14 protein-coding genes are annotated in these 22610 nt (G+C 45.4%); 5 read left to right on the top strand and 9 right to left on the bottom strand.

Annotated elements, in window-relative coordinates; genetic code table 11:
* Nucleotides 1-285: 285 nt before the first annotated feature.
* Both DW657_RS17680 and DW657_RS05940 read left to right on the top strand, forming a co-directional pair.
* Complete coding sequence (locus tag DW657_RS17680) at nt 286-450, top strand: hypothetical protein (protein WP_158556273.1); 165 nt, start codon at nt 286-288, stop codon at nt 448-450.
* Nucleotides 447-1439 (top strand): hypothetical protein, encoded by a 993-nt coding sequence (locus DW657_RS05940; RefSeq protein ID WP_117661493.1) that lies wholly within the window; start codon nt 447-449, stop codon nt 1437-1439. The genes DW657_RS17680 and DW657_RS05940 overlap by 4 nt, the downstream gene beginning before the upstream one ends.
* Before the next feature lie 159 nt (nt 1440-1598).
* Here the strand turns inward: DW657_RS05940 and DW657_RS05935 are convergent, their stop codons facing one another.
* The 3 genes from DW657_RS05935 to DW657_RS05925 form a co-directional block, all read right to left on the bottom strand.
* The gene (locus tag DW657_RS05935) at nt 1599-3041 is read right to left on the bottom strand and encodes a sodium:alanine symporter family protein (RefSeq protein ID WP_117661492.1); all 1443 of its coding nucleotides are present in this window, start codon (nt 3039-3041) and stop codon (nt 1599-1601) included.
* 362 nt (nt 3042-3403) lie between these two features.
* Nucleotides 3404-6517, bottom strand: a complete 3114-nt coding sequence (locus DW657_RS05930; RefSeq protein ID WP_118311772.1) for a TaqI-like C-terminal specificity domain-containing protein — start codon at nt 6515-6517, stop codon at nt 3404-3406.
* Between the two features lie 47 nt (nt 6518-6564).
* Nucleotides 6565-9897: a helicase-related protein gene (locus tag DW657_RS05925; protein WP_118311771.1), complete on the bottom strand. Its 3333-nt coding sequence runs from the start codon at nt 9895-9897 to the stop codon at nt 6565-6567.
* A 694-nt stretch (nt 9898-10591) separates the two neighbouring features.
* Between DW657_RS05925 and DW657_RS05920 the strand changes: the two genes are divergently transcribed.
* Nucleotides 10592-11083: a DUF6169 family protein gene (locus DW657_RS05920; protein WP_118311770.1), complete on the top strand. Its 492-nt coding sequence runs from the start codon at nt 10592-10594 to the stop codon at nt 11081-11083.
* Between the two features lie 244 nt (nt 11084-11327).
* On the opposite strand, the gene DW657_RS18575 is transcribed toward DW657_RS05920, so the two are convergent.
* Together DW657_RS18575 and DW657_RS05915 are read right to left on the bottom strand one after the other, a co-directional pair.
* Nucleotides 11328-11459, bottom strand: a complete 132-nt coding sequence (locus DW657_RS18575; RefSeq protein ID WP_255415898.1) for a hypothetical protein — start codon at nt 11457-11459, stop codon at nt 11328-11330.
* Between the two features lie 30 nt (nt 11460-11489).
* Nucleotides 11490-12128 (bottom strand): hypothetical protein, encoded by a 639-nt coding sequence (locus DW657_RS05915; RefSeq protein WP_118311769.1) that lies wholly within the window; start codon nt 12126-12128, stop codon nt 11490-11492.
* A 509-nt stretch (nt 12129-12637) separates the two neighbouring features.
* Between DW657_RS05915 and DW657_RS05910 the strand changes: the two genes are divergently transcribed.
* Complete coding sequence (locus DW657_RS05910; protein WP_118311768.1) at nt 12638-14209, top strand: ATP-binding protein; 1572 nt, start codon at nt 12638-12640, stop codon at nt 14207-14209.
* Between the two features lie 93 nt (nt 14210-14302).
* On the opposite strand, the gene DW657_RS05905 is transcribed toward DW657_RS05910, so the two are convergent.
* Genes DW657_RS05905 through DW657_RS05895 form a run of 3 tightly spaced genes read right to left on the bottom strand, consistent with a single transcriptional unit; the run spans nt 14303 to nt 19675 of the window.
* On the bottom strand, nt 14303-15697 hold the full coding sequence (locus tag DW657_RS05905; RefSeq protein ID WP_118311767.1) for a hypothetical protein: 1395 nt from the start codon (nt 15695-15697) through the stop codon (nt 14303-14305).
* Between the two features lie 17 nt (nt 15698-15714).
* Nucleotides 15715-18546, bottom strand: coding sequence for a TonB-dependent receptor (locus DW657_RS05900; protein ID WP_118311766.1), 2832 nt, complete (start codon nt 18544-18546; stop codon nt 15715-15717).
* 58 nt (nt 18547-18604) lie between these two features.
* On the bottom strand, nt 18605-19675 hold the full coding sequence (locus tag DW657_RS05895) for a metallophosphoesterase (RefSeq protein WP_118311765.1): 1071 nt from the start codon (nt 19673-19675) through the stop codon (nt 18605-18607).
* A gap of 296 nt (nt 19676-19971) precedes the next feature.
* On the opposite strand from DW657_RS05895, the gene DW657_RS05890 reads away from it, so the two are divergent.
* Nucleotides 19972-20556, top strand: coding sequence for a hypothetical protein (locus DW657_RS05890; protein ID WP_118311764.1), 585 nt, complete (start codon nt 19972-19974; stop codon nt 20554-20556).
* Nucleotides 20557-20730: 174 nt separating this feature from the next.
* Here the strand turns inward: DW657_RS05890 and DW657_RS05885 are convergent, their stop codons facing one another.
* Nucleotides 20731-22521, bottom strand: coding sequence for a 1-deoxy-D-xylulose-5-phosphate synthase (locus DW657_RS05885; RefSeq protein ID WP_118311763.1), 1791 nt, complete (start codon nt 22519-22521; stop codon nt 20731-20733).
* Between the last annotated feature and the right edge of the window lie 89 nt (nt 22522-22610).

Genomic DNA, 22610 nt, shown 5'->3' with positions numbered 1-22610 from the left:
TTAAATTATAGTGTTGCGGAATTAAGGTTGTTAAAAAAGGTGGCGGCTGTTGTTTTTCCGTTCATACGTCCCTTTACCTACGGAAAACCATAGGCTGCATACGATGGTAATCCGTAGAAATGAATATAAATATCCTTTTTTTACTGTCGTTTGAAGCTTTGTATGGTAATTGTCGCTATCTTTGCATTCAGTCATTCTCTTGTTATACTTAGCATCCCTAAGTGAACGGCGAAATGTAGTAGTAAATAATCAAATAATAAATGTCTAACTTAAATTTTAAGAATTATGCGTAATATTGGTGAAGAAATCTTGTGGGATATTGTGCGTGTCATCAAATGGATAGCCATGCGTGTGCTGCGCCTCTTTGGCAAGTTATTCTCTTTTGCATGGGACAAGGCAAAGGAGAAACAGGAAATGAAGAAAATGGAAGAAAGGGAGCAGGGCTTATGAAATACGTAAAACTATTGTTAGTATTCGCCTTCGCATTGCTTTCTATGGCTGGCTTTGCTGAGAAAGGCGATATGTGGGAGGTGAAAGATGCCGACCTGACGGTGTGGGATTCGCCTAATTATCTTACGAAGTTGGGCATGATGCATCAGGGTGATACTTTTGAGGAGGAAGGTATGGATGGCGACATGATCAGATTCCTCTACAAGGGCAAAACGGCTTATGTGGCATCTTACTGCTGCCAACGATTTGAGCCAGAACCGGATTCTGATGTTGATGTAGAAGAAGAAATGCCTGCAGCTGCCACACAGCAGGATGTCAAGGAAGACGCCAAGAATGAAAAGACGGAACTGACTGCCGTTGCCCAACAGAAAGGGAAACAAGCCTCTAATGCAGATGCCAAGAAAGAGGATATGCAAGCACCAGCAGGAACTCAGCAAAGCGCCGAAAAGGAAGAAACTGGAGTATTAATGAGCATAGCGTTGCTGCTCCTGTCACTTGTTGGAGGCGCCCTCGGTCTTATCGCCATTGTGTTCACTTTCTTTTATGTTTTCAGATACCAGAAATTGGCAAAATGGATGAATGGGAAATGTGGCACGGAAGTGATACCTTACAAACGATTCAACAAGTTGCTCCTCGTTCCCGTACTGGCGGCACTAGCAACTGTAGTGATTACCATATTATTTGGATATCTGGCAACGCTGGCAGAACAGGACAGCACTTCGCAGATCTTCCTATCGCTGACAGGTGTAGCATTAACCATAGCAACCCCCGTTCTGTGTCTTTGGTACAGATATAAGAAAGACAAGGAACAATATGGCAAGAAGGCAGCAAGCTGGATGATGCTCTATTCTTTCCTCAGTATAGTGGCAATATATCTGATTTGTGTTGTAATAGCCTATATTATTGTGGGAATTGTTGCTGTACTGATTTTTGCCCTGATTGTAAGCCTGGCATTCCCTACAAGATACTATGTTGTCCGCAGGTGGTAGCAGATCTGATTTCAATGACAGCTATATGTTATACCACCATTTGACAATGTTATAACTATACTTTAAGCAATACGTACAGAAAAAAGGAAAAAGCTTTGAAAACAATCTTATTCAAAGCTTTTTCCTTTTTTCTTGCATCATTCAGATAAAAGCCGTATATTACCATGCCTCCAGCTTATCAGCAATCTCAGGCATCTTATCCTTGCTGAATACTGGATTCTTTCCTTCCTTTTTCTGCTGACGATAATCTTGCAGCAGGAAGACGGCTTGGCGGGAAAGCAGAACAATAGCCACCAGATTACAGAGCGTGAGAAGAGCCATCGTGATATCGGCAAAGCTCCATGCGAAATCCAGCGATACCACAGCTCCTACCATGACCATCGCTGCCACAGCAAGGCGATAGATAAATACGCCCAACTTGGAATCCCTGATATATCTCACATTGGTCTCGCCATAATAATAGTTGCCGATGATGCTACTAAAGGCAAAGAGCCAGATCATCACAGCCACAAATGGATTGCCGATACTTCCGATTTCGTGGGTCAAGGCATCCTGCGTCAGCTGGATACCATTGGATGCGGTAACATCTACCCCACTCACAAGAATGATGAAGGCGGTGCAGGAACATACCACCAAGGTATCTGTAAAAACACCCAAAGCCTGAATCAAACCTTGCTTCACCGGATGGCTTACCGTAGCCACAGCTGCTGCATTAGGTGCACTACCCTCACCAGCCTCGTTACTGAACAAACCTCGCTTGATACCCTGTATCACCGTAACACCCAGCACTCCGCCGGCAGCCTGATTGAATCCGAAGGCATTCTCCACAATGGCAAGCAACACTTTAGGCAGACTGGCAATATTCCAAACCACTACTCCTACAGCTATCAGAAGATAGACGACAGCCATCACAGGAACCACCGTAGAAGAGAACTTAGCCACTCGCTGGATACCACCGAAGATGATGAGAAGGGTAAGCGCAGTAAGCACAATTCCCATGGTAGCTGGTTCGATACCGAACGCTTTCTGCCAAGCCAGACAGATGGTATTGCTCTGAACAGAATTATAGGCAAAGCCAAAGGTGATGATCATCAGGACGGCAAAGAGAATACCCATCCATCCCTTTCCCAATCCATACTTCATATAATAGGCAGGTCCACCAAAGAAGGATGTCTTGCCCTTACGCTTATAAAGTTGGGCAAGAGTTGATTCGATGAAAGCCGATGCTGAACCCAGTAAAGCCAGCACCCACATCCAGAACACGGCTCCCGGTCCACCGATGCTGATTGCAGTAGCTACGCCTGCAAGATTACCCGTACCGATACGGCTGGCCAATGCCACCACGAAAGCCTGGAAGGAAGAGATATGTTTCATCTCGCCATCCACCTTTACCTCCATCGACAGCTCATCATGGCCTATCTCCTCCGGTTGAATCTTGTCGGGATTCAACAGCAGCCTGACCATCTCCTTGATGAGTCGAAACTGTACAAACCTAGTACGCCAAGTGAAAAACAGGGCACAGCATATCAACACGGTGATGATGATATACGACCAGAGAAAATCGCTAACCTGAACTAAAAAGTTTTGTAATGTATCTACCATTTGTCTATTAAAAACTGAATATTATTTCTTTTCGGTTGCAAAATTACGCAATTTCTTTCAAAAATCAGCAATTTATTCAAAGAAAACAGAATTTAAAGGATACCATGTTGTCCGCAGATGGTTCAAGAACGGGCTGAAGGCCCAAAAGCTCTTAGCCCAGGGCAACACCCTGGGTACACTAGCAATCTGCAATGCGCCCTGCAAGGGCAAAAGCTTTAAAAAGAGTTCCACCTATAATATATTCCCCAGTTCTGACAATCGGAATAGGATTCTAGCGCCCCCGCATTTCACGGGGGCGCTAGAACTAAAATACTGAATATCAATTTCGTAATAAGCTAGTCTCACTTACGAAATTTCGTCTTTTATTCCTCTTTATATGCCTCATACTCCTCACGAGAGATTGGAGTCTCTGGGTCAACAATCAACACTTCATCATAGGTCAAGCCATAGAGGTGATAGACGAGGAAGTCGATAGTTTGCAATTCATGTTGGCAAGCATCATCTTGCTCATTACGTTTCTTTTCATTTATTTTCTTTGCCAGTTGAACAACCTGATCCGTATTCCCAATAACCATTGGCATTTGTTCCAAATATGATCCTTTTATTTTAGGAAAAGTTTTACGCTTATCTTCAAAAACGTTTTTCCAATAGAATCTCAATAGTGTAGAATTTAATAAAGCCAATAAATAAAAAGGTGAAACAGCATCCGATACTATCATGAAGGCACTATTTAAAATTGCATAACCATTAGTATCAATTCCACAAACTGGTACTGCCCCGACTTGTCTTACCAAAACTTTCACTTCCTGATTATGAATTGTTTCATCCCAACACCCACCACACTTGGCTTCAACATTGTAATAACAATACAATCCTGAATAATTAGCACAATAAGGATGAATATCCTTCCCTGTCAAGCATTTGCGATGCCAAGGTGTCAAACTTTCATTATTCGGATTTTCCACAACATCCATAGGATAAATTTTTCTATTGCGTAACTGCATTCCAAATTTTATGGTAGCACATTGCTTCATTAGGATAGAAGCTGAAGAAATTTTGCTTAATATCATTTGCACGTCATCAGTTCCTTTTGGTTGAATAATGTGTCCAAACACTTTCAAATAATTTAATTGCAAGTCTCGAGAAAGTAATCGTAACTCTAATACACCTTGTTTTACATTTCCTTTATAGTAATTCAATACAGAATTGGAATTAGGTGATATATTCCTGCCAAGAAACACACACGTGTTTACACTAGCTGCAAAAACATCATCTTCAATGTTTATAATGCTACAGAGGCTATTTTGCTGTAATAAATAATCTCGCAATGAAATTGTATAATTATTCGTTAAAAAGTTACTTGGATTTATGTAAATCAAAGTACCTTCTTTCTTTAGCATGTCAAAGCCTTTTTCTATAAACAAATGATACAAGTCTATCTTATAAGAAGATACTTCAAAAGAGTCCTTATAGCATTTTTGTAAGGCTTTATCTTTTATCGTTTGAACTAAAACATAAGGAGGATTTGCTATCACAATATCAAATCCGCCCTTCTCGAATACATCTGCAAAATATGTATGCCAAAGGAAGAACTGGTCATTTGGAATCTCCAGCTCATCTACGGCATCCTGTACCTCATGATTTCCCTCGGCACAAATCTTGATGTAATCTTTTACGTACTTATCTATCTGCTGGCGACGCTGAGCACGCAAGGTATGGTCGGTGATACTAAAATATGATTTAACCAAATCCTGAATGGTCTTCTGAACATCAGTTTCCTCAAAACCCAACGAGAGAACACCACGAGTTTTCTTGGTATCCTTACCAGTCTTCAGTTTCTTGGAAATAACATTCAAGTCCACCCCTTTATAACTCTCCAGCAACGAGTTGCCCTGCATAATCTTAAAGTCGAGATTAGGCAAAGGCATCGGCTCCTTTTCATCGATGATAAGAGCAAGCCAGAAACGGAGACGGGCGATATCTACGGCTCCCTTCTCAATATCAACACCATAAATGTTGTTCTGAATGATGTGGCGCTTGATGTCGGCAGCATTATCCTCCTCGAAGATTTCAATGGACTTGCGGCATGCATAGAGTTCACGGAGTAAGCCCATAGGGAAAGCTCCCGAACCGATGGCAGGGTCGCAAATCTTCACGTCTATCAACTTCCGGTCGATAGACATGGCAAGTTCTGAAGAAGCTCCACCCAGCTCCTCCACATCATTGGTTTTCACAAAGTTAGCAATATGTTCCTTTACCTCTGCATCCTCGATACCTGTTTGCAGATACGCCGTCAGCGACTCCTGACACATGTAACGAACTATTTCCTTTGGCGTATAGAAAGCACCCTTGTCCTTGTTATCCTCCAAAAGATTCTCGAAAATCTTGCCAAGCATCTCAGGGTCAACTCCCACCTCGGCATCATTCGGATCGTTCTCATCAATCGTAAAGTTATAACTATCAAAGAAATCGAAGAGAGATTGGAACATTCCGGCAGGGAAACAAGAATCTACTTCATCTATCTTCTCCTGCTGGAAGAGACCACCATTAAGATAAGGAATCTTATCGGCATTCGGAATATACTTCACCCCCACTCCGTTAACCATAGGCGCACTACTCCGGTCCTCAGGCTTGGTATTGAGCAAGCCAAAGAACATAGGTTCAAGCACCTTGTCCAGGAAATTTTCCTTTGCCTCATCAGAAGCATCATAGAACAAATCGTGCATGTAATGCAGATTGCCAGCAAGCCATCCCTTACTCTGCAGGAAATAAAGGAACACGATACGACCCATCATCTTCTTGATATAATCGCGCACCAGTTTATCATCCTCCTTAAAGGATGTAAAATACTGGGCATCAGGCTCTCCTGTTTTCTGATCCACCCATTTGTTTCCCTTCTTTACGTATTCCTTACCCGTAAGGAATTTCACGAATTCAGCATACTGTTTACGGTATTCATCAAAGAAATCATCAGAAAGAGCCTCAACAGAGAAGGCTTTCTTGATTTCAAGAAACTCATTAGCTTTTGTCCGTAAGCTTTCAAAACGAAGTATAGGAGTCTTATAAAAAGCCTTCTCATCACCAAACACATAGGTGAATCGCTTGGTGCTGGTAGCATCTTCCTTCAAGTCGCAAATCAAAGACAGGCGCCAGTTGGTTCCATCATTAAATACCGCCAAGGCAGCATCAAAGCCATAGCCCAGATAAGGACGAATCAGGTTACGAAGCCCCACCTTGCGGCGCAGCACCGAACCATCCTCCATTTCATAATAGAAGAATCCTAACTCATAATTATCTTGCGTTGTCATGCTGCCCAGGAAATATCCCTTGCGGTCTTCGGCATCCTCGTCCAAAACCTCAGGACTCACACGCACCTTGTCTGCATGAAAGTAATCCTGCAGCAACATCTGCCACTTTGAAAGATTGAACTTCGACTGAAAGAGTCGCTTGAATGTTTCTTTATTATATGTTGCCATAACTATCTTTGTTTTTTCTGTTCTTACACCTTATTATATAGAGAGACTTAGATGAATGACTCAGATACCACAATCTGCGGTTCCAAGATTTCCCCGTTTCTTTCCTCGTCGGTATCCAGCGGAATGTTGTAGCGATCAAAGAGTTCGTCTATCTTGTCTATGATTTGCGCTATGAGTTCTTCGCTGGATGGTTTCTGCTTCTTTACCTGGCGATTGAAACTGTTGATGCTTGAATTGAGACCGGTGAAGACGCCTAGTTCCACTATCTGCTCCAGCTTCTTGATTTGCGCCACAGCCGTCTCCGCATCCACAGCATTCAAGGCTCGGTTCATCGTACGGAGAATGCTCAGCACGGCATTGGTCGATTTATCTTTCTTCCTGTTCTCCATGCTTTCGGCATCCACCACCTTTCTTACCACCTTCTGGTAGGATTCCAATGCCAGTTTCACCTGGTCGTAATGGAAATCCATTACCTTCGCAAAGTCACCCGGCTTCTCCTCCATCTCAGCTTTCATGATGTCCATCGCATCCAAGAATGGGATAGACAAAACCTTGCCGTCAGTCTTAACCCAGTAATACTCCACCTTCTGAGGCGAAGAAAGATAGACGATTGTGGTATGAGGATGTTTTCCGATTTCCCTCACCGTTCGGCTCTTCATCGGCAAAGCCTTGATGCTGTTGTAGAGCTTGCGATGGGTGCGATAAAGCTCACGGGCTTCTTCCAGGAACTTCAGGTTTCTATCCACAGCATCCTGAATATCAGGATTAAACATCTGGAACTCTTTCACAATTTCCTCTCTAGAGTAAATCTGCGCATCCTCGCCAAAGGCTGAATGGAAGCCCTGCAACTTGATGAGGGCATTGCTATAGAGATGAATCTCCTGGTTGCCCTGCATCGACGGATAGAACATGTAGTTGTATATCTTGTCTGCCACCGAACCGATACGGTTTACACGACCAATGCGCTGCATCAGTCGGGTAGCATTCCATGGCGAATCGTAGTTGATGATGACGTTGGCACGATGCAGGTTGATACCTTCGGCAAGCACATCAGAGGTAATCACGATGTTGAATTCATCCGATTGCTCGGCATAGTTGGCATCAAAGCACTTGCGGAGAATATCCTGCCGGTTGGTACGATTGCTGGCACAGACATCCAGAATGTCGTGACGATGCAGACGATTCTGCAGCTGCTCCGTCAGATAATTCACGGTATCTACACTCTCTGAGAAGATAACCAGTTTGCCTGTAGGATTTATCTCCTTATCAAAGAATTCATGTTTCAGTTTATCGATAAACAGTTCCAGCTTGGGGTCTTCGCTTACCTCATCCCATTTTCTGCAAAGCTCCTTCAAATTCTTAGCATCTTCTTTCAGCATCTCCAGGAACTGTTCGCTGAAATCCTCTTTTTTAAAGACCGTATCTTCCTCTTTCAAGCCTTTTTCTAAGGCATATTCTATGATGCGGTCTAACTCCCAGCCCTTGGCTTGCTTATCCTTCACGTTGATATCGGGAGCGATAATCACCTTGTTCTGGTCAAACATCTTAATCATATCCTCGGTAATGCGGAGAAAGGTATGGAGCGAACGGCGGAAGGCGTAAAAACTGCTTTCCAATCGCTTGACCATGTGAACACGATAGATACCTGTCAGCATGGTGGAAATATGAAGGGCAGTAGGATACTTCTTGCGCGCCTCGCCCTGCAAGAACTCCACGGCACGATAGCGGGCATAGTGCAAGCCCTTGCCTGTGGGATTATCTTCGGGATGAGGCGTATCGGTAAGAATCGCCATCGTACTATAGAAGAGGTCGTTCAAACCGCCATTTAATTCATACATCAATTCGTTAGGAGGCAGAATATCCGGGAATACGATGTGCTGGTCATCCAAGTCTTTCTTGTAGGCAGGCACATTCTTGATATTGTTTCTAGTTCGTCTAACCGTCACCTTATCAATCACTTGCGTTCTTATCTTCTCGTAGAGGTCATCGGTGCGCTTGGCAAATTCTGCATTTCTTTCGTTCTTCTTGTCTAACTTACGCTCACGCATCAGCTTATCGTAATCTTCTATCCATGGAGAGAAGGTTACAGGCAGATTCGGGATGCCTTCAATGGTGGAATAGCGGGCATTCTGGAAGAGAAGCAAGAGATTCAGAAGATCGGTTGGACGATTATTGAGCGGAGTAGCCGAAAGCAACATCACCTTCTTGTGACGGCCTTTTACCAAACCTTCGTTCATGCGAGGAGTCTTGCAGATTAACTGCAAATCATCGTATCTGCCAGCGGTGGCTCCACGGAAGTTATGCGCCTCATCAACAATCACCAGGTCATACTCTCCCTTTTCACGGAAGTTGCCTTCGCCCTCTAGGATTTTATTCAGACTGCCATTGCTCACAAACTGGGCGTAGCGCTTGATGCCGAAAAGCTTGAAAGTGTCAGTCCAGTTCTTTTCCAAGGCTGGCGGATAAACCACCAGGATATTGGTGTATCTTCCATTTGCTTCAACAAATCGCTTGGCAATCATCGTGGCTACAATGGTTTTACCCAAACCCACCACATCGGCAAGGAAGAAACCATTGTGCTGCATCAGCATCTGATAACCCTGAATCACGGCATCGTGCTGATAGCGGATATCCTTCACGCCCTCAGGCATTTCCATCGCAAAGTCATCCTCTACCTGCGAACCGAAGGTATCTATCAGCACCTTCATATAGAGTTCGTATGGTGTAGGCAACTGGGCAAGATGAGTCTTCGCCTTCATCTGTTCGATGTCTTGCAGATTCAGAGGAACGGCCTGCTCCCAAAGCTGCTCAAATTCCTGCTTGCAATATTCCACATCATCATAATCTTTCATCGCCACGTTCAACTCATATCTGTTACTAGGCATGATTCCCATACCGGAATCGGATAGATTAGAGGACCCCATGATAACCCAGCCATCAGAGTTTGGATTATGGTTTTCCGGGAGAAGAAGATAGAATTTGGCATGGAGGTTTTTGCTTCGATGGATACGCATCTCCAGTTTTTTGTCGATGATGTCCTGGCAAAACTGGAGGATACCTCTCTCCGTCTGCTCATCATAGCCTGCGTTTTTCACTTCTTCAACGAAATCGTGAGAATAGGCATCGACGACAGCTTGTTCATCAATCTGGCCGAAAAAGAGTTTGGATTGCTTACGGAATATGTTGTCGATATTGATACCTACCAATATCTGTATCTTTTTGACCTGTTCAAATTCCTCACGAAGCTTGAAATAGCCCGAACTTCGGAAATATCCTACTACTGCCTGAAAGGTATGAAAGTCAAGCATGTTGTGGGCTATTCCCTTGAACTTCTCGAACAGGGAATTATCAGGAGTATTATTAAAAAACTTAGTGCTCATCTGTCTGTATCTCCTTAGGCTATTGGCACTTCCGCCATTCCCCCAAGCAGAAACATTCTTGTTAGTTTGTATGGTTGCTACCAAAACAGAAATGGCGTAGGGAATCTATCACTCGCATTACCCTTGCCTTTCGAGGTCCTAGGAAAACCTTATACACCAAGGATAAGAAGCAACAGAAACCTACGCCAAACTTGCATATATAATAGCACAGGATGTACCCTATCCAAACGAATGGAAAGGGCACACCTATGCCTGTGTACATACACACATAAAGCGAAGGCGCCTACCGCTGTCTTCATCTGAGTGTAACTTTTGAAATTTCCTAGGTTTCGAAAGATCAGAAGAAAACGTAGTACACGTCTTTCTTAATTATGATAGGCCAAGCCATGGACTTTTACTTAGCCAGCGACTCATCGCCAGCCATCCACAGCAAGACAACTGCAAAAGTACGAAAAAGAATTGGCTTCACAAAATTTTAGGTCTTTTTTCTTGCATATCTCATTTACTTTTCTTATCTTTGCCACCAAATTAATAACAATAACATTAAAAAGGAGGTTATTATGCAAGCAACAAAGAACAATACAAAGGAGGAAACCATCAGAAAGTTTAAACAACTCCTAAAACATAAAGAGGAGATGCTCGAAAGAGCAAAACAATATGATGGCATTGACATTTATGCTAAATTTGCAAACGCATGAAAGAACTGTCTCTACATCACATTAACAGCAAATCACCTTATCGAGTTATCTGCTCAGATAAGGGTGATTATCTGTTTGCAACAGACAAGGGGATTAACTATACCATTTCTTTTACGGAAGAGTTTTCTCTTGGCGGTTGTATGAGCTATCAATTTTGCATACACAATGACAATAAAATCCATGACTCATACGATAATAAAATAAGCACAACGATTATTGCCATCATTGAGGAGTTCTTCCTTCAAAACTTGAATGTCTTACTATATATTTGCGACACAAGTGACAACCGTGAAGAAGTTAGAAATCGTTTGTTTATAAGATGGTTCAAGGAATATGCAGACCCACAAAAGTATACCATCCAGTCTGCTAACACAACCATTGAAGGTCAAGGATTCTACTCTTCTATCATTGTAGAAAACAGAAATCCACTATTAGATGATATCAAAGCTGATTTCGAAAAGTCGGCAAATGATTTAAAAGAGAAATAGTTCGACCTGTACGGTTGAAATTACCCAATACGCCCTGAAAGGGAAGAAGCTTTCAAAGAACCAAGCAATAAACAAAGCTTTTGCCCTTACAGGGCGTCTTATTGATTGCTATTATACCCAGGGCGATGCCCTGGGCTAAGAGCTTTTGGGCTTTCAGCCCGTTTCAACCGTACAGTTAGAAATAGTTTCTTGCAAATCCCAATAAAATAGTTGATGATTTACTTCTTAAACAGGCATCTTATACTCATGTCTCAGCCTCCAGATAGTTCATCATATCCTCCAATATATCAAAGTTCTTGACATTCTCCTTTTTTACTTCGAGGATGGCCTTATCTAATTCTGATTGTGACTTTTTCTTTTGTAACGTTGTATTCATAACACGATTAAACAATTAAGTTTGCTGCATTTATTCTTTTCTCTTCACCCAAACCTTGTGGCTGCCGCTGCCCATCGAACCTATCGGCGAAGTTCGGTCGGCGGTGATTTCCTTCAGTTCCATAGAGGCGGAAGTGCGGCTCAGGTTGTTGATGGAGGCATAATCGCCTAGGGTGAGGACTCCGTTCTTATCTATCACCTCCAGGGCACGGGCGATGCGCTCTTCCTTGGAATAAAGCTGCTTGCGAATCACCTTTACGCCACCCATATCTCGTTCCAGACCGCGATCGGTTTCCAGCTTCACACTCTTGAGAAAATCAGGAGATGCCTTGAAGTTGATGTCCTTCACGCCCACCTTACGATACGTCATCTTATCCTCTTCACTCTGCATTTCCGTAGGCTTATCGTCCTCGAAACCGAGGGAGAGGGAGAAGGTACCGATACCTTCCAGATTCACATTGTAGCCCATGGAGAGCATTTCTACCAGCATATCAGCCACATCTAGCAATACTGCCTCCGTGGTACTTTCCGAAATACCACGATGGTAGCCCTGCATCCTCTTGATGAACTCTTTTCTGGATAGTGTCCGATTGGTCACCATCTTGGGATAGACTCTGCGCTTGCCTGTGTTATGAACATCGGGCATCTCTTGCAACTTGTACTTTGTCATGACGATTCCTTTCTTATAAAGATTGTTATCACTCCTTATTGCAACAGCCACTATACCTAAGTGATTTCTTATTCACCATTCATCATAATGGTTCCCGTCTCTAAGGATAATTGTTACTAACCCTAAGGATAATTGTTACTAACCCTAAGGATAATTGTTACTACCCCTAATAGAAATCTCCGTTCAATAGTATTGAACCTACATTCAAAAGTATTGAACGCACATTCAAAAGTTCTGAACGCACATTCAAAAGTATTGAACGAAACTTTCTACTAGGCAAAAGTACATTTTTTCCTAATAACAACCAAGACTTTTCCTAAGATTAACACAAAATTAATACTGGAAGGAGGGAGAAAGGAGATAAGAGGAGGGAGAAAAGAAATAAAAGGTATAAGGAAATGAGATAAGGGGCATAAATGAAGAAAAGATGTTTATTATTTGGTGGTTTCACCATTTATTCGTATCTTTGCCAACAAAGAGAATATCACTTAAAAGAAAGGCGAGCAATTATGGCAAGAAAACTATATCCGATAGGATTACAAACTTTCGAACGAATCCGAGTAGAGGATAAGTTCTACATTGACAAGACGGAATATGTATATCGTATGGCACATACTGATGGTACTTATTTCTTCCTGAGCCGTCCACGCCGTTTCGGAAAGTCGCTGTTGCTAACTACCATGCAGAGCTATTTTGAAGGAAAGAAGGATCTTTTCAAAGGACTCGCCATCGAAAAGCTAGAAAAGGATTGGATAAGCTATCCGGTGCTGCATTTCGATATGAGCATGGGCAAACACATGGAGATAGCCCAGCTGGAAAGATATTTCGACCAGCAACTTGCAGAACAAGAGCAGAAATGGGGCATTACGAATCCGGCTGTTGATGCCAACGTCCGCCTCATCTCACTTATCCAGACTGCCTATAGGGAAACGGGCAAGCAAGTGGTAATACTGATTGACGAATATGATGCCCCTTTGCTTGATGTGGTGCACGAGGATGAAAAATTGGAAGAACTTCGCAACGCCATGCGCAATTTCTACAGTCCGCTAAAAGGATGCGAGAAATTGCTCCGCTTCGTATTCCTCACAGGCATCACCAAATTCTCTCAGCTCAGCATCTTCAGCGAATTGAACAACATCACCAATATCAGTATGGACGAGCCGTATGCCGGCATTTGCGGAATTACGGAAGATGAACTGGCGAACGGAATGCGGGATGACATAGAGGCACTTGCAGAAAAATTAAACCTGTCGTATGAGCAGACGTTAGCTAAGTTAAAGGATAATTATGACGGCTATCATTTCACATGGCCTTCTCCTGACGTTTATAATCCGTTCAGCTTATTAACCTGCTTTGCCAAGCAGAAGATTGATTCCTACTGGTTTGGTTCCGGCACTCCTACTTATCTGATTAATATGATGCGCAATTTCAACTTTCTGCCAGCGAACCTGGGCGAGAGTATGGAAGCTGGAAAGGATGACTTTGATGCTGCCACGGAAACCATGACCACCATCATGCCGCTGCTCTATCAGAGTGGTTACATCACCATCAAGGATTACGATGAAGAAACGGAACTCTATACCCTAGCCATTCCTAACAAGGAAATAAGAGTTGGATTGTACAGAAGTTTGTTGCCTCATTATCTGACCTCAAAGACGGCGATGTGCAATACCACCATCGCCAAGATGTCGGTGCTTATTAAACATGGAAAGATAGATGAAGCCTTACAGTTATTGAAATCGTTTTGGGAGACGGTGCCTTATTGCGACAACACCCATTACGAAGGTCATTACCAGCAAACGATGTATATCATCTTTGCCTTGCTCACGAATTTCAGGATTATAGTGGAGCAACATACGTCAAAGGGTAGAATTGATATAACCATGGAGACAGATGATGCTATCTATGTAATGGAGCTGAAGTTTGGAAAGACTGCTCAGGAGGCTCTTGAGCAGATAGAAAGCAAGCATTATGTCAATACCTTTGCCATGAGCGGCAAGGAAATTATCAAGGTAGGTATGAGTTTCAATATCAAAGAAAACAACACCATCGTGTTCGATTGGAAATCACAACAAATTTAGATGATAAAAATGATAAAAACGAAAAGCGTGCAGGCGACAATGATGTTGCCTGCACGCTTTTTCCTTTTATATTCATCTTATTTATTATTCATCCTACAGCCACGCTCCGAATCTTGCACTTGGCAATGGGGCGGCGAAGTAATAGTTCTGGTCGTTATTCTTATCCAGGAAATTCACCTGCTTCATGCCGAAGAATGGCAGGCCCTCTGGGAAGAGGCGGGCAAAATCGGTTACACCTCCAGAAAGAGCAGGACTGCCTGCCTGATATTCGAAATTCCAACTCTTGTCGAATGCCAATGGAGCACCCTGGGCTACATCATCAATTTCGCAATTGATATTCATCTTCTCGCTCTGAGTGAAGTTCTTGAAGAGAGGGTTGAGCTGACCTGCCACGCTGCTCTTGATATCGGCATCAAACCAGATGCCGAGTTCTGCATCCTTCGCCATCTGCGCTACGCCTGTCTCTGTAGATGCAAAGTAGTAGTTTGGTGTAAGACGACTGTGCTCCATATCAGCACCATCCTTCTTTGGCTGCTTCAGTCCGAAACGGGAATCGTAGATGAGGTTGTTCACGAAGACTGGCTTCGCTGCCTTCTCTACCCAGACAGAACCACCCTTCTTGTTCTTGGAACGGCGCCAGCCGCAGTTGACGATGGTGTTGTTGTAGGCGGTCATCTCAGAGAGAGGGATTACCTCGCTATTGCCGGCATTCGAAAGCTTGAAGGCGTTGGTGCAGGCGTTATAGATGATGTTGTTGGCTACATCGAGCTTGCAGCCCGCCTTCACGTTGATGGCCTCACCGCCATCGGCTGCATTTCCGCTATCGGCAAAGATATTGTTGATAATCACGCCGTTACCACCGGTAAAGTAAGTCTGGTCGTTGTAGTTGTCATGGAAGAAACTGTTGGCCATCACAAACTTGCCGTTCACATTACAGAAGTGGAAGGCTGGCACACCGCCATCGATGGTGGTCTTGAAAAGCTTGTTCTGGAAAGAAGCTGAACTCTCGGTAGGAGTAGCACCGGCATAGGCCACATCCACGTGGTTGAGCACCACCTCCTCAGAATTATATCCGCAGATGATGCCGCCCCAATCAGCAGGCTTCCTGGTATCAGAAGTAAAGACTACCGGTTTTTCGGCGGTTCCCAGGCAATAGAGATTGCCCAATACCACGATTTCTACCGGCACCTGAACCTCTGATTTGCAGGTAACGGTTACGCCCGGCTCAATGTAGAGCGATGCTCCTACAGGAATCTCAACGCTCTGGCTCAGGGTAGTATCCTTGGTCCAAACCACAGAACCGGCAGGATATTCTGCCACCTTCGTTGTGATGACATCCTTAGAACCCTGGTTCTCATTGCCATCACTTCCATTACCGCCATTATTCACGTAATCGTATGGATTGATATTATCGTTCTCGCAAGATGTGGAGAACATTGCAGCTGCTGCCATCAACAGCAAAGCAGCAAAAGTATTTATCTTTTTCATTTTTACAGTTTCTTGTTTTATAATTTGTATCTTACTCCCAGCAGGAAGGTTCTGCCATACTGATAAGTTCCCACGATGGTCTTATCGCTCTTCTGACCCTCATACTCCAGGTTGCTCTTGTTCACGGTCTTCAAGTATCTCTCGCGCTTGGCATCGAGCAGATTGTTTGCCTTGAAGAAGATGGAGATGCCGTTCTTGAATTGCTTCTCGGCACTCAGATCGAGACCGAACATCGCCTTGTCCCACTGGTCGGCATCCTTGAAAGGAGAAACCAGGGCGAGCTTGGTGCCCGTGAAGGAAGAGGCCAACTGAGCGTTCCAGCCATTCTCCGTATCCTTATATAATAAGGAGATGTTAGCGGTATGAGGAGCCTGGTTAACCAGCGGACGGGTCTGGGTTACGCCCGTCTTATACTCGGCACTACCCTCCTGGTACTCACGCTTCGAGGTGGTGATTTCTGAATGGGTGTAAGTATAATTCGCCTTCACTCCGAAGTGGCGGATGTACTTGATCACATCGATTTCGAAGCCCATGTTCTTGGCATTACCCAGGTTATCCGGCATGTAGTAGGCATCGGTTCCGGCGCCAATCTTGCCATCCGATGTTACGAACACCTGCTCTATAGGGTCTTTCAGATACTTATAGAATACGCCGGCAAGAATCTGCTCGGTCTTGCTTGGGAACCACTCCCAGCGCAGGTCGATGTTGTCGATGCGGGCACGCTTCAGGTTTGGATTACCCTTTTCCTGATACTCCTCGCCCTGAATCTGATAAGGCACTATCTCGTAGAAGCCCGGACGGTTGATGGAGCGATAGTAAGAGAGACGCACGTTCATCTTCCTGGTTGGCGTCCACTTGATGGATGCCGATGGCAGATAATCCCAGTAGCTCTGCTCTCCCACCTGTCCCATGTTGCGGAAGTGCTGGAGCATGGTGTAAATCTGGTTGGTGTGCTCGGCACGGAAACCGGCATTCAGTTCGCCCACCTCGCTCTTCAGGGTTACCATGGCGTAGGCACCGCCGATGTGCTCCTTGGAATCGTAGTTGAGCTGCGAAGCCTGAGAATAAGGGGTCTTGCAAACCCAATCGATGTTGGCATACTGGTCTAATCCGTTGCCATCCAGTTTCTGCGAAATGTCGGTAGGATTGAAGATGTAAGAATAATATCTGTTGCTGCGTTCCTTTCTGCGATACTGTGCGCCCGCCTTCCAGAGAGCCTCCACAGAGTTGGCGAAATGGGTATCGTAAGAGAGGTTGATGTAACCCGCCCAATCGGTATCCTTGTTGTGCTGGAATCGGCGCTCAGCACTCTTAGGCAGGGTCTTGGTGATGTTCTTTTCGCCTTCCCAGATGGAACCCGAAACGGCATCGCCGCCATTCTCGGCAGTTCTGCTGATGGAGTTGGTCAGGGTAACGTAAGTTCTATCCGGATCTTCCTCCTTAGCCTGCGAGAATACGCCCGACCAATCTACGGTAAAATCCTTGGTAAGATGATGCGTACCCTTCAGATTGGTGGCGAAGATGCTCTGGGTGGTTGAGAGAGAGCGCACCTCATCATCCTGGGTGTAGCTGTCGGCTCCGATGTATTCGGTGTTGACGCTATTGTTGTATCTGGTGCCCTTGGAATTGGTGCGCACATACATGTTGTACCATTCCAGCTTGTGGCCAGGCAGGGTTAAGTCGAACTTGGCATGAGCACCCGCAGTAAGGTCGTGGATGCTATAGTAGCGATGCTGCAGATTGGAAATGTACATGGCCTGTTCGCCTGAAGCCATCTTTACGGAATTGTAGGTGCGCTCGGTACCACGGAAAACATTCTGCACGCTTCCGGCAAGCATCACGCCCAGGCGATCGTTCCAGAAGCGGTTGCCGATGCTCAGACCTCCTATGAAGTTAGGAGCAGGAAGAGAATGACTCTTCAACTGAACAGGACCGTTCTTGAAATCGCTCATCTGCGCCTTGTAGTCTTTTCCGAAAGCCTCGTAAGGAGATTTCTTTGTATAATCAGAGCGGTTGCTGGTAAGATAATCCCTGCCATCCTTCCAGAAATAATCACTTGCTCCGATGGCAGCATTCGCCTGAATCTGGAAGCGGGATGGGGCATCCTTCATCACCATATCCACCACGCCGCCGGCTGCATCGCCTTCCATATCGGCCGTCAGGGACTTGGAAACCACGAGGCGGTCCATCAGGTCTGAAGGGAAGATATTCAATGGGATGTAACGGTTTTTATCATCCGGACTAGGAATCTTCACGCCGTTTACCAGGGTGTAGTTGTATCGCTTGTCCATGCCTCGGAGGATGGCGTAGGAAGCCTCGCCCGATGCATCACGCTCCATGGTGACACCTGATACTCGCTGCAGAACGCTCGCCACGTTGACATCAGGCGAAAGCTGGATGCTCTGCTGACTCATCACGTTGAGCACGTTGCCGGCATTCTTCACGGTTTCTATGGCGCTGCGGTCGCTGCGGTATTCACGATGACCGGTAACCACCACTTCGCCCAACTGCTTCAGGTCTTCATCCATCGCGATGGTCAACTGTCCATTCTTTCCCTCTTTTCCATCCTTGGAGAAGTCTTTAGCCACATCCACTACCATCTCCCTGGTCTTGTACGACATGCAGGAAACGATGATGGTAAACTTGCCTTTATCAGGCAATTCATGCAGGGTGAAAGTACCATCAAGTCCCGTGGTGGTACTCACGTTGGGCAGCTCCTTTACTCGGATTACGGTTCCGATGAGGGGCTCGCCCGTTTTGTTATCCTTGACTACACCATCCAGCGTGTGTGCCTGGATGGCGGAAGTTGCAGCGGCAAGAAGCGCCGCACTCAGCAAAAATCTTTTCATCTATATCACTATTGAATTCTTCACTCTTCATTCTTCACTCTTCACTTACTTTTGCTTTTTACTTACTTTTTGTAATCGTGTGAATGATTTTTCCATCCTTGTCAATCATCGACATTCTGAGCTGCTTCTTATCTGCTGTAAAAACAGAGAAACCATCGGCAGGACTGCAGAACACGGTGCCATCGATAGGCTTCACAGGACGAGCCAGAGATGAAGAGGAATTGACTACGTAGTCGATGTTGTCGCCCTTCTTCTGGATGTGCTGGAAGTTGTGGATGTGACCGCAGGCATAAATTGCCACATTATTATATTTATGGAGGATAGGCAGGAGGCGCTTCTGCATGTCGAGGCGCTCGCTCTCCTTCTTCGTGGTATAGGCGTAGATAGGATGATGGCCTACCACAATGACCCAGTCTTCCTTGGCATTCTTCAGGGTTTCGTCGAGCCAGGAGAGCTGAGCCTCAGCATCCTGCTTGCAGGCATCAGGATAGATTTCCGCATTCTTGCGGTAAGAATCGATAAGGGGTGTGGTGTCGAGGAAGATGACGCGCACGGTGGTTCCCTTGTGGTCGAACACCTTGGTGTAATATTTGGCAGGCATCATCCAGCGGCGGCTCACCTTGCCGTAGTCCATAAAAGCCTGGGTATTACCACGATACTCATGGTTGCCGCAAACCGGGAACCAGTTGAGCATCAGGTCGGGATGAGAATAAACCCATTCGTAATTGGTAAGCCACAGAGGATCCTGGGTGGAAGCCACGCCATTGAAATGGTGGATGTCGCCCACGGCAAGTACGCATTCCGGATCTACCGTACCCGCCATCTCGCCCATCAGTTCGGCGATAGGCTTCTGGTCGTAGTAGCCGTTGCGTCCCATATCATTGGTCATGTAGAGGGTGATTTCACCCTTCAGTTTCTGCCATTCGGCAGCATTCGCCTTCCAGTTAGGATTCTGCGGAATGGCGGTTGCTGCACTCTGAGAACAGGTTGTTAATGCTGTGTTTTGAGCCTGAGCAGTCAAGCCTCCGCCCAACAATAAAGCCGAAGCCAAAACTACAGTAGCTACTCTACCTTTCATCATAGCAAAGCCATTCATGCTGCTATGCTTACCCGATACTTTCTTTTCCATTTTTCTTTATCTGACTATAATACATTATTAAATATTGGTGATATCTTTCCCCTTCCGGGGTGGTATCTGTTATATTTCGGGTGCAAAGGTAGGGGTATTATGTGTCAATGAGGTTACAAGGATTTTAATTAGCAGATAAAAGATACTACAATCTTATTACGGGAGTTTCCCCCGATGCTTTTAGGGAAAATCATACGCTGGTTTATGGTTTTCCCTTTGCTTTTTTCAGCTATTCTCTCTATCTTTGCACCAGAAATAAATAAATGCAGTAATAACCCTTTAAAGAGAAGATCGTTATGAAAAGAATGATTATGACATTGGTTGCAGCATGGATGATGATTGCATCTATGAATGCTCAGAGACTGACAGATATTCAGGCTGAAGCCCGTTTTATCACAGATAAGATGGTGGTGGAACTGGGATTGAGCAGCGTTCAGCGCAACAGCATCCTGAACATCAATCTCAATTATCTCAATGGCATCCAAAGCTATCGCGACATCGATGCCTACGGCTGGCATTACCGCAACAAGCAGCTCAAGCGCATGATGACCGCCAGACAATGGAAGAGATTCAAGGACTCTTACTATTTCTATCGCCCTATCGGCTGGCAGAATCATGTGTATGTTCACCATATTTACACCAAGTATCCAAAGCATAACTGGGGACACGACAAGCGCCGCCCTCGCCCAGAGTGCAGCTACGGAAGACCGGGATGGCCAGGCGGTACCCATATAACTTATGGACCTGGAAAGCCAGACAAGCATCACAAACATCACAAGCATCACAAGCACGACAAGAAGTGGAAGCACGACAAGAAGAAGTGGAAGCACGATAGAGATTGGGATGATGACGATGATGATGACGATGATGATGATGATTGAGATAATGACTGGGATGATGACTAAGATTAAGATGAAATTAAGACAAACATTCGATGATAAAACAGAAGAAATCCAAGCTAGAGATCATTCTCCGGCTTGGATTTCTCGTTAAATAAAAACTAACTATGCCGACTAACTAATAACTAATCATTAATAATTACCATTCATTAATTACTAATCATTAATTACTAACAAAACGTCTTCCACAATCTGCTCATCGAGCAGGCGATTATCCGAAAGCAACTGCTGCACATCATATCTATCGTAGAGACCCTTTCTGATGCCGCCCACCATCACCTTCATTTCTGAAGTGCCATAGTAAGAGGCGATGCGCTCTCCGAAGCCGCCATCCTTCGATCCATCCTCCAGGGTTACCACCAACTGATGGTTTGCCTTCAGACTATCCAGCGTCTCGGCATCCACCTCATTCAGATAACGGGGATTGATGAGCGTTGCATCGATACCCTTATCAGCCAACAAGCGGACTACATTCTCGCCCTTCTGATAGAACGAACCGGCGGCGATGATTGCTACCTTCTCGCCCTGGTGCATCACCTTGTACTTTGCCTCGTAGCCATACTCAGCATCAACGGCTTCTGACGTATGAACCACGCCATTGCTTGGCACGCGGATGGCGATAGGTTTCTTATCCTGCAGAATGCTCCAGCGGAGCATGGCGAAATACTCCTCGCAGGTGGTTGGAGCCAGATAGATGAGCCCCGGAATGCTGCAGAGCATCGGAACATCGAAAAGGCAGATGTGGGTAATGTCGTTCATCGAGTTCACTCCGCCTCCTACCACGTTGATTACGGCTGGGTTGGAATTGATGCAGAGGTCTTGCGCAATCTGGTCGTAGGTACGTTGGATGAAGGTGCTGTAAACGGTCCATACCGGATGCAATCCGCCCTTCGCCATTCCCGAAATAATGGCCACCGCCTGCTCTTCGGCGATTCCCATATCAATGTGCTGCTTGCCAGCCAACTTTCGCTTATCGGCAGTAAAACCACCTGCGGTAGGAGTACCGGCGGTTACGGCGATGAGGGTCTTATCCTGCTTCATCTCGCTGAGCATCCAGTCAGAGAATAAAGTGCCGTAATCCTCTGTTGGAGCAACCTCCGGAATGGTTCCATCGGCATTCTTTCTTGGTCGGCTGCCATCTTCCAGGTTGAAAGGCATTCCCCAATGCCAAGCCTCCTTGTTGGCTACAGCTGGCGCAAATCCATGACCTTTTTCTGTGTGAATGTGAACCACGGTAGGCTTATCCGTATCCTTCACGCTCTCGAAAACCTGGATGAGTTTTTCTATGTCGTTACCCTCTTCCAGATACTTGTATTCAAAGCCCCACGCCTTGAACCAGTTGTGCTCGCAGGTGCCGTTGCTCTGGCGCAGGGCACGCAGGTTCTTATAGATTCCTCCATGATTTTCGGCGATAGACATTTCGTTGTCGTTCACCACGATGATGATGCCCGTGCCGAGTTCCGAAGCCTCATCCAGTCCCTCGAAAGCCTCGCCGCCCGAAAGGGAGCCGTCGCCGATAATGGCGATGATGTTCTCATCGGTACCCTTGACGTCGCGCGCCTTCTGCAAACCGGTGGCAAGACTCACGGAAGTAGAAGTATGTCCCACCTCAAAGTTATCATACTCCGGACATTCGGCAGGAGAAGAATAGCCCGAAATGGCATTCATGTCATCCACATCGCCGAGGAATCCCGCAGCTCGTCCGGTGAGCACCTTATGCGGATAGCATTGGTGGCTTACGTCAAACACGAGCTTATCCTTTGGCGCATTAAAAACGTAGTGAAGCGCCACGGTAGCCTCCACGAATCCCAGGTTCGGTCCCACATGACCGCCATGCTTGCTTACACGGTTCAGCACAGCCTGTCTGGTTTCATCAGCCACCACCTGCAGCTCCTTCAAATCCAGCTTCTTCAAGTCGGCTGGCGACTTTATCTTCTCAATATACATTTTCTTATATTTATAATTATGATTTCCGGGTGCAAAGATACAAAGAATCCAGAAAACATGCATTACCCAAACTACAGAAAATATGAATG

Origin of the sequence: Prevotella sp. AM23-5, assembly GCF_003473645.1 — a bacterium.
Taxonomy (GTDB): domain Bacteria; phylum Bacteroidota; class Bacteroidia; order Bacteroidales; family Bacteroidaceae; genus Prevotella; species Prevotella copri_A.
The sequence above is the reverse complement of the archived record's forward strand: the minus strand, read 5'-3'. Positions and strand labels throughout refer to the sequence as shown.

Coding starts and splice junctions, on each gene's coding strand:
- DW657_RS17680 (WP_158556273.1), top strand. CDS start 286: ATGCGTAATATTGGTGAAGAAATCTTGTGGGATATTGTGCGTGTCATC.
- DW657_RS05940 (WP_117661493.1), top strand. CDS start 447: ATGAAATACGTAAAACTATTGTTAGTATTCGCCTTCGCATTGCTTTCT.
- DW657_RS05935 (WP_117661492.1), bottom strand. CDS start 3,041: ATGGTAGATACATTACAAAACTTTTTAGTTCAGGTTAGCGATTTTCTC.
- DW657_RS05930 (WP_118311772.1), bottom strand. CDS start 6,517: ATGGCAACATATAATAAAGAAACATTCAAGCGACTCTTTCAGTCGAAG.
- DW657_RS05925 (WP_118311771.1), bottom strand. CDS start 9,897: ATGAGCACTAAGTTTTTTAATAATACTCCTGATAATTCCCTGTTCGAG.
- DW657_RS05920 (WP_118311770.1), top strand. CDS start 10,592: ATGAAAGAACTGTCTCTACATCACATTAACAGCAAATCACCTTATCGA.
- DW657_RS18575 (WP_255415898.1), bottom strand. CDS start 11,459: ATGAATACAACGTTACAAAAGAAAAAGTCACAATCAGAATTAGATAAG.
- DW657_RS05915 (WP_118311769.1), bottom strand. CDS start 12,128: ATGACAAAGTACAAGTTGCAAGAGATGCCCGATGTTCATAACACAGGC.
- DW657_RS05910 (WP_118311768.1), top strand. CDS start 12,638: ATGGCAAGAAAACTATATCCGATAGGATTACAAACTTTCGAACGAATC.
- DW657_RS05905 (WP_118311767.1), bottom strand. CDS start 15,697: ATGAAAAAGATAAATACTTTTGCTGCTTTGCTGTTGATGGCAGCAGCT.
- DW657_RS05900 (WP_118311766.1), bottom strand. CDS start 18,546: ATGAAAAGATTTTTGCTGAGTGCGGCGCTTCTTGCCGCTGCAACTTCC.
- DW657_RS05895 (WP_118311765.1), bottom strand. CDS start 19,675: ATGGAAAAGAAAGTATCGGGTAAGCATAGCAGCATGAATGGCTTTGCT.
- DW657_RS05890 (WP_118311764.1), top strand. CDS start 19,972: ATGAAAAGAATGATTATGACATTGGTTGCAGCATGGATGATGATTGCA.
- DW657_RS05885 (WP_118311763.1), bottom strand. CDS start 22,521: ATGTATATTGAGAAGATAAAGTCGCCAGCCGACTTGAAGAAGCTGGAT.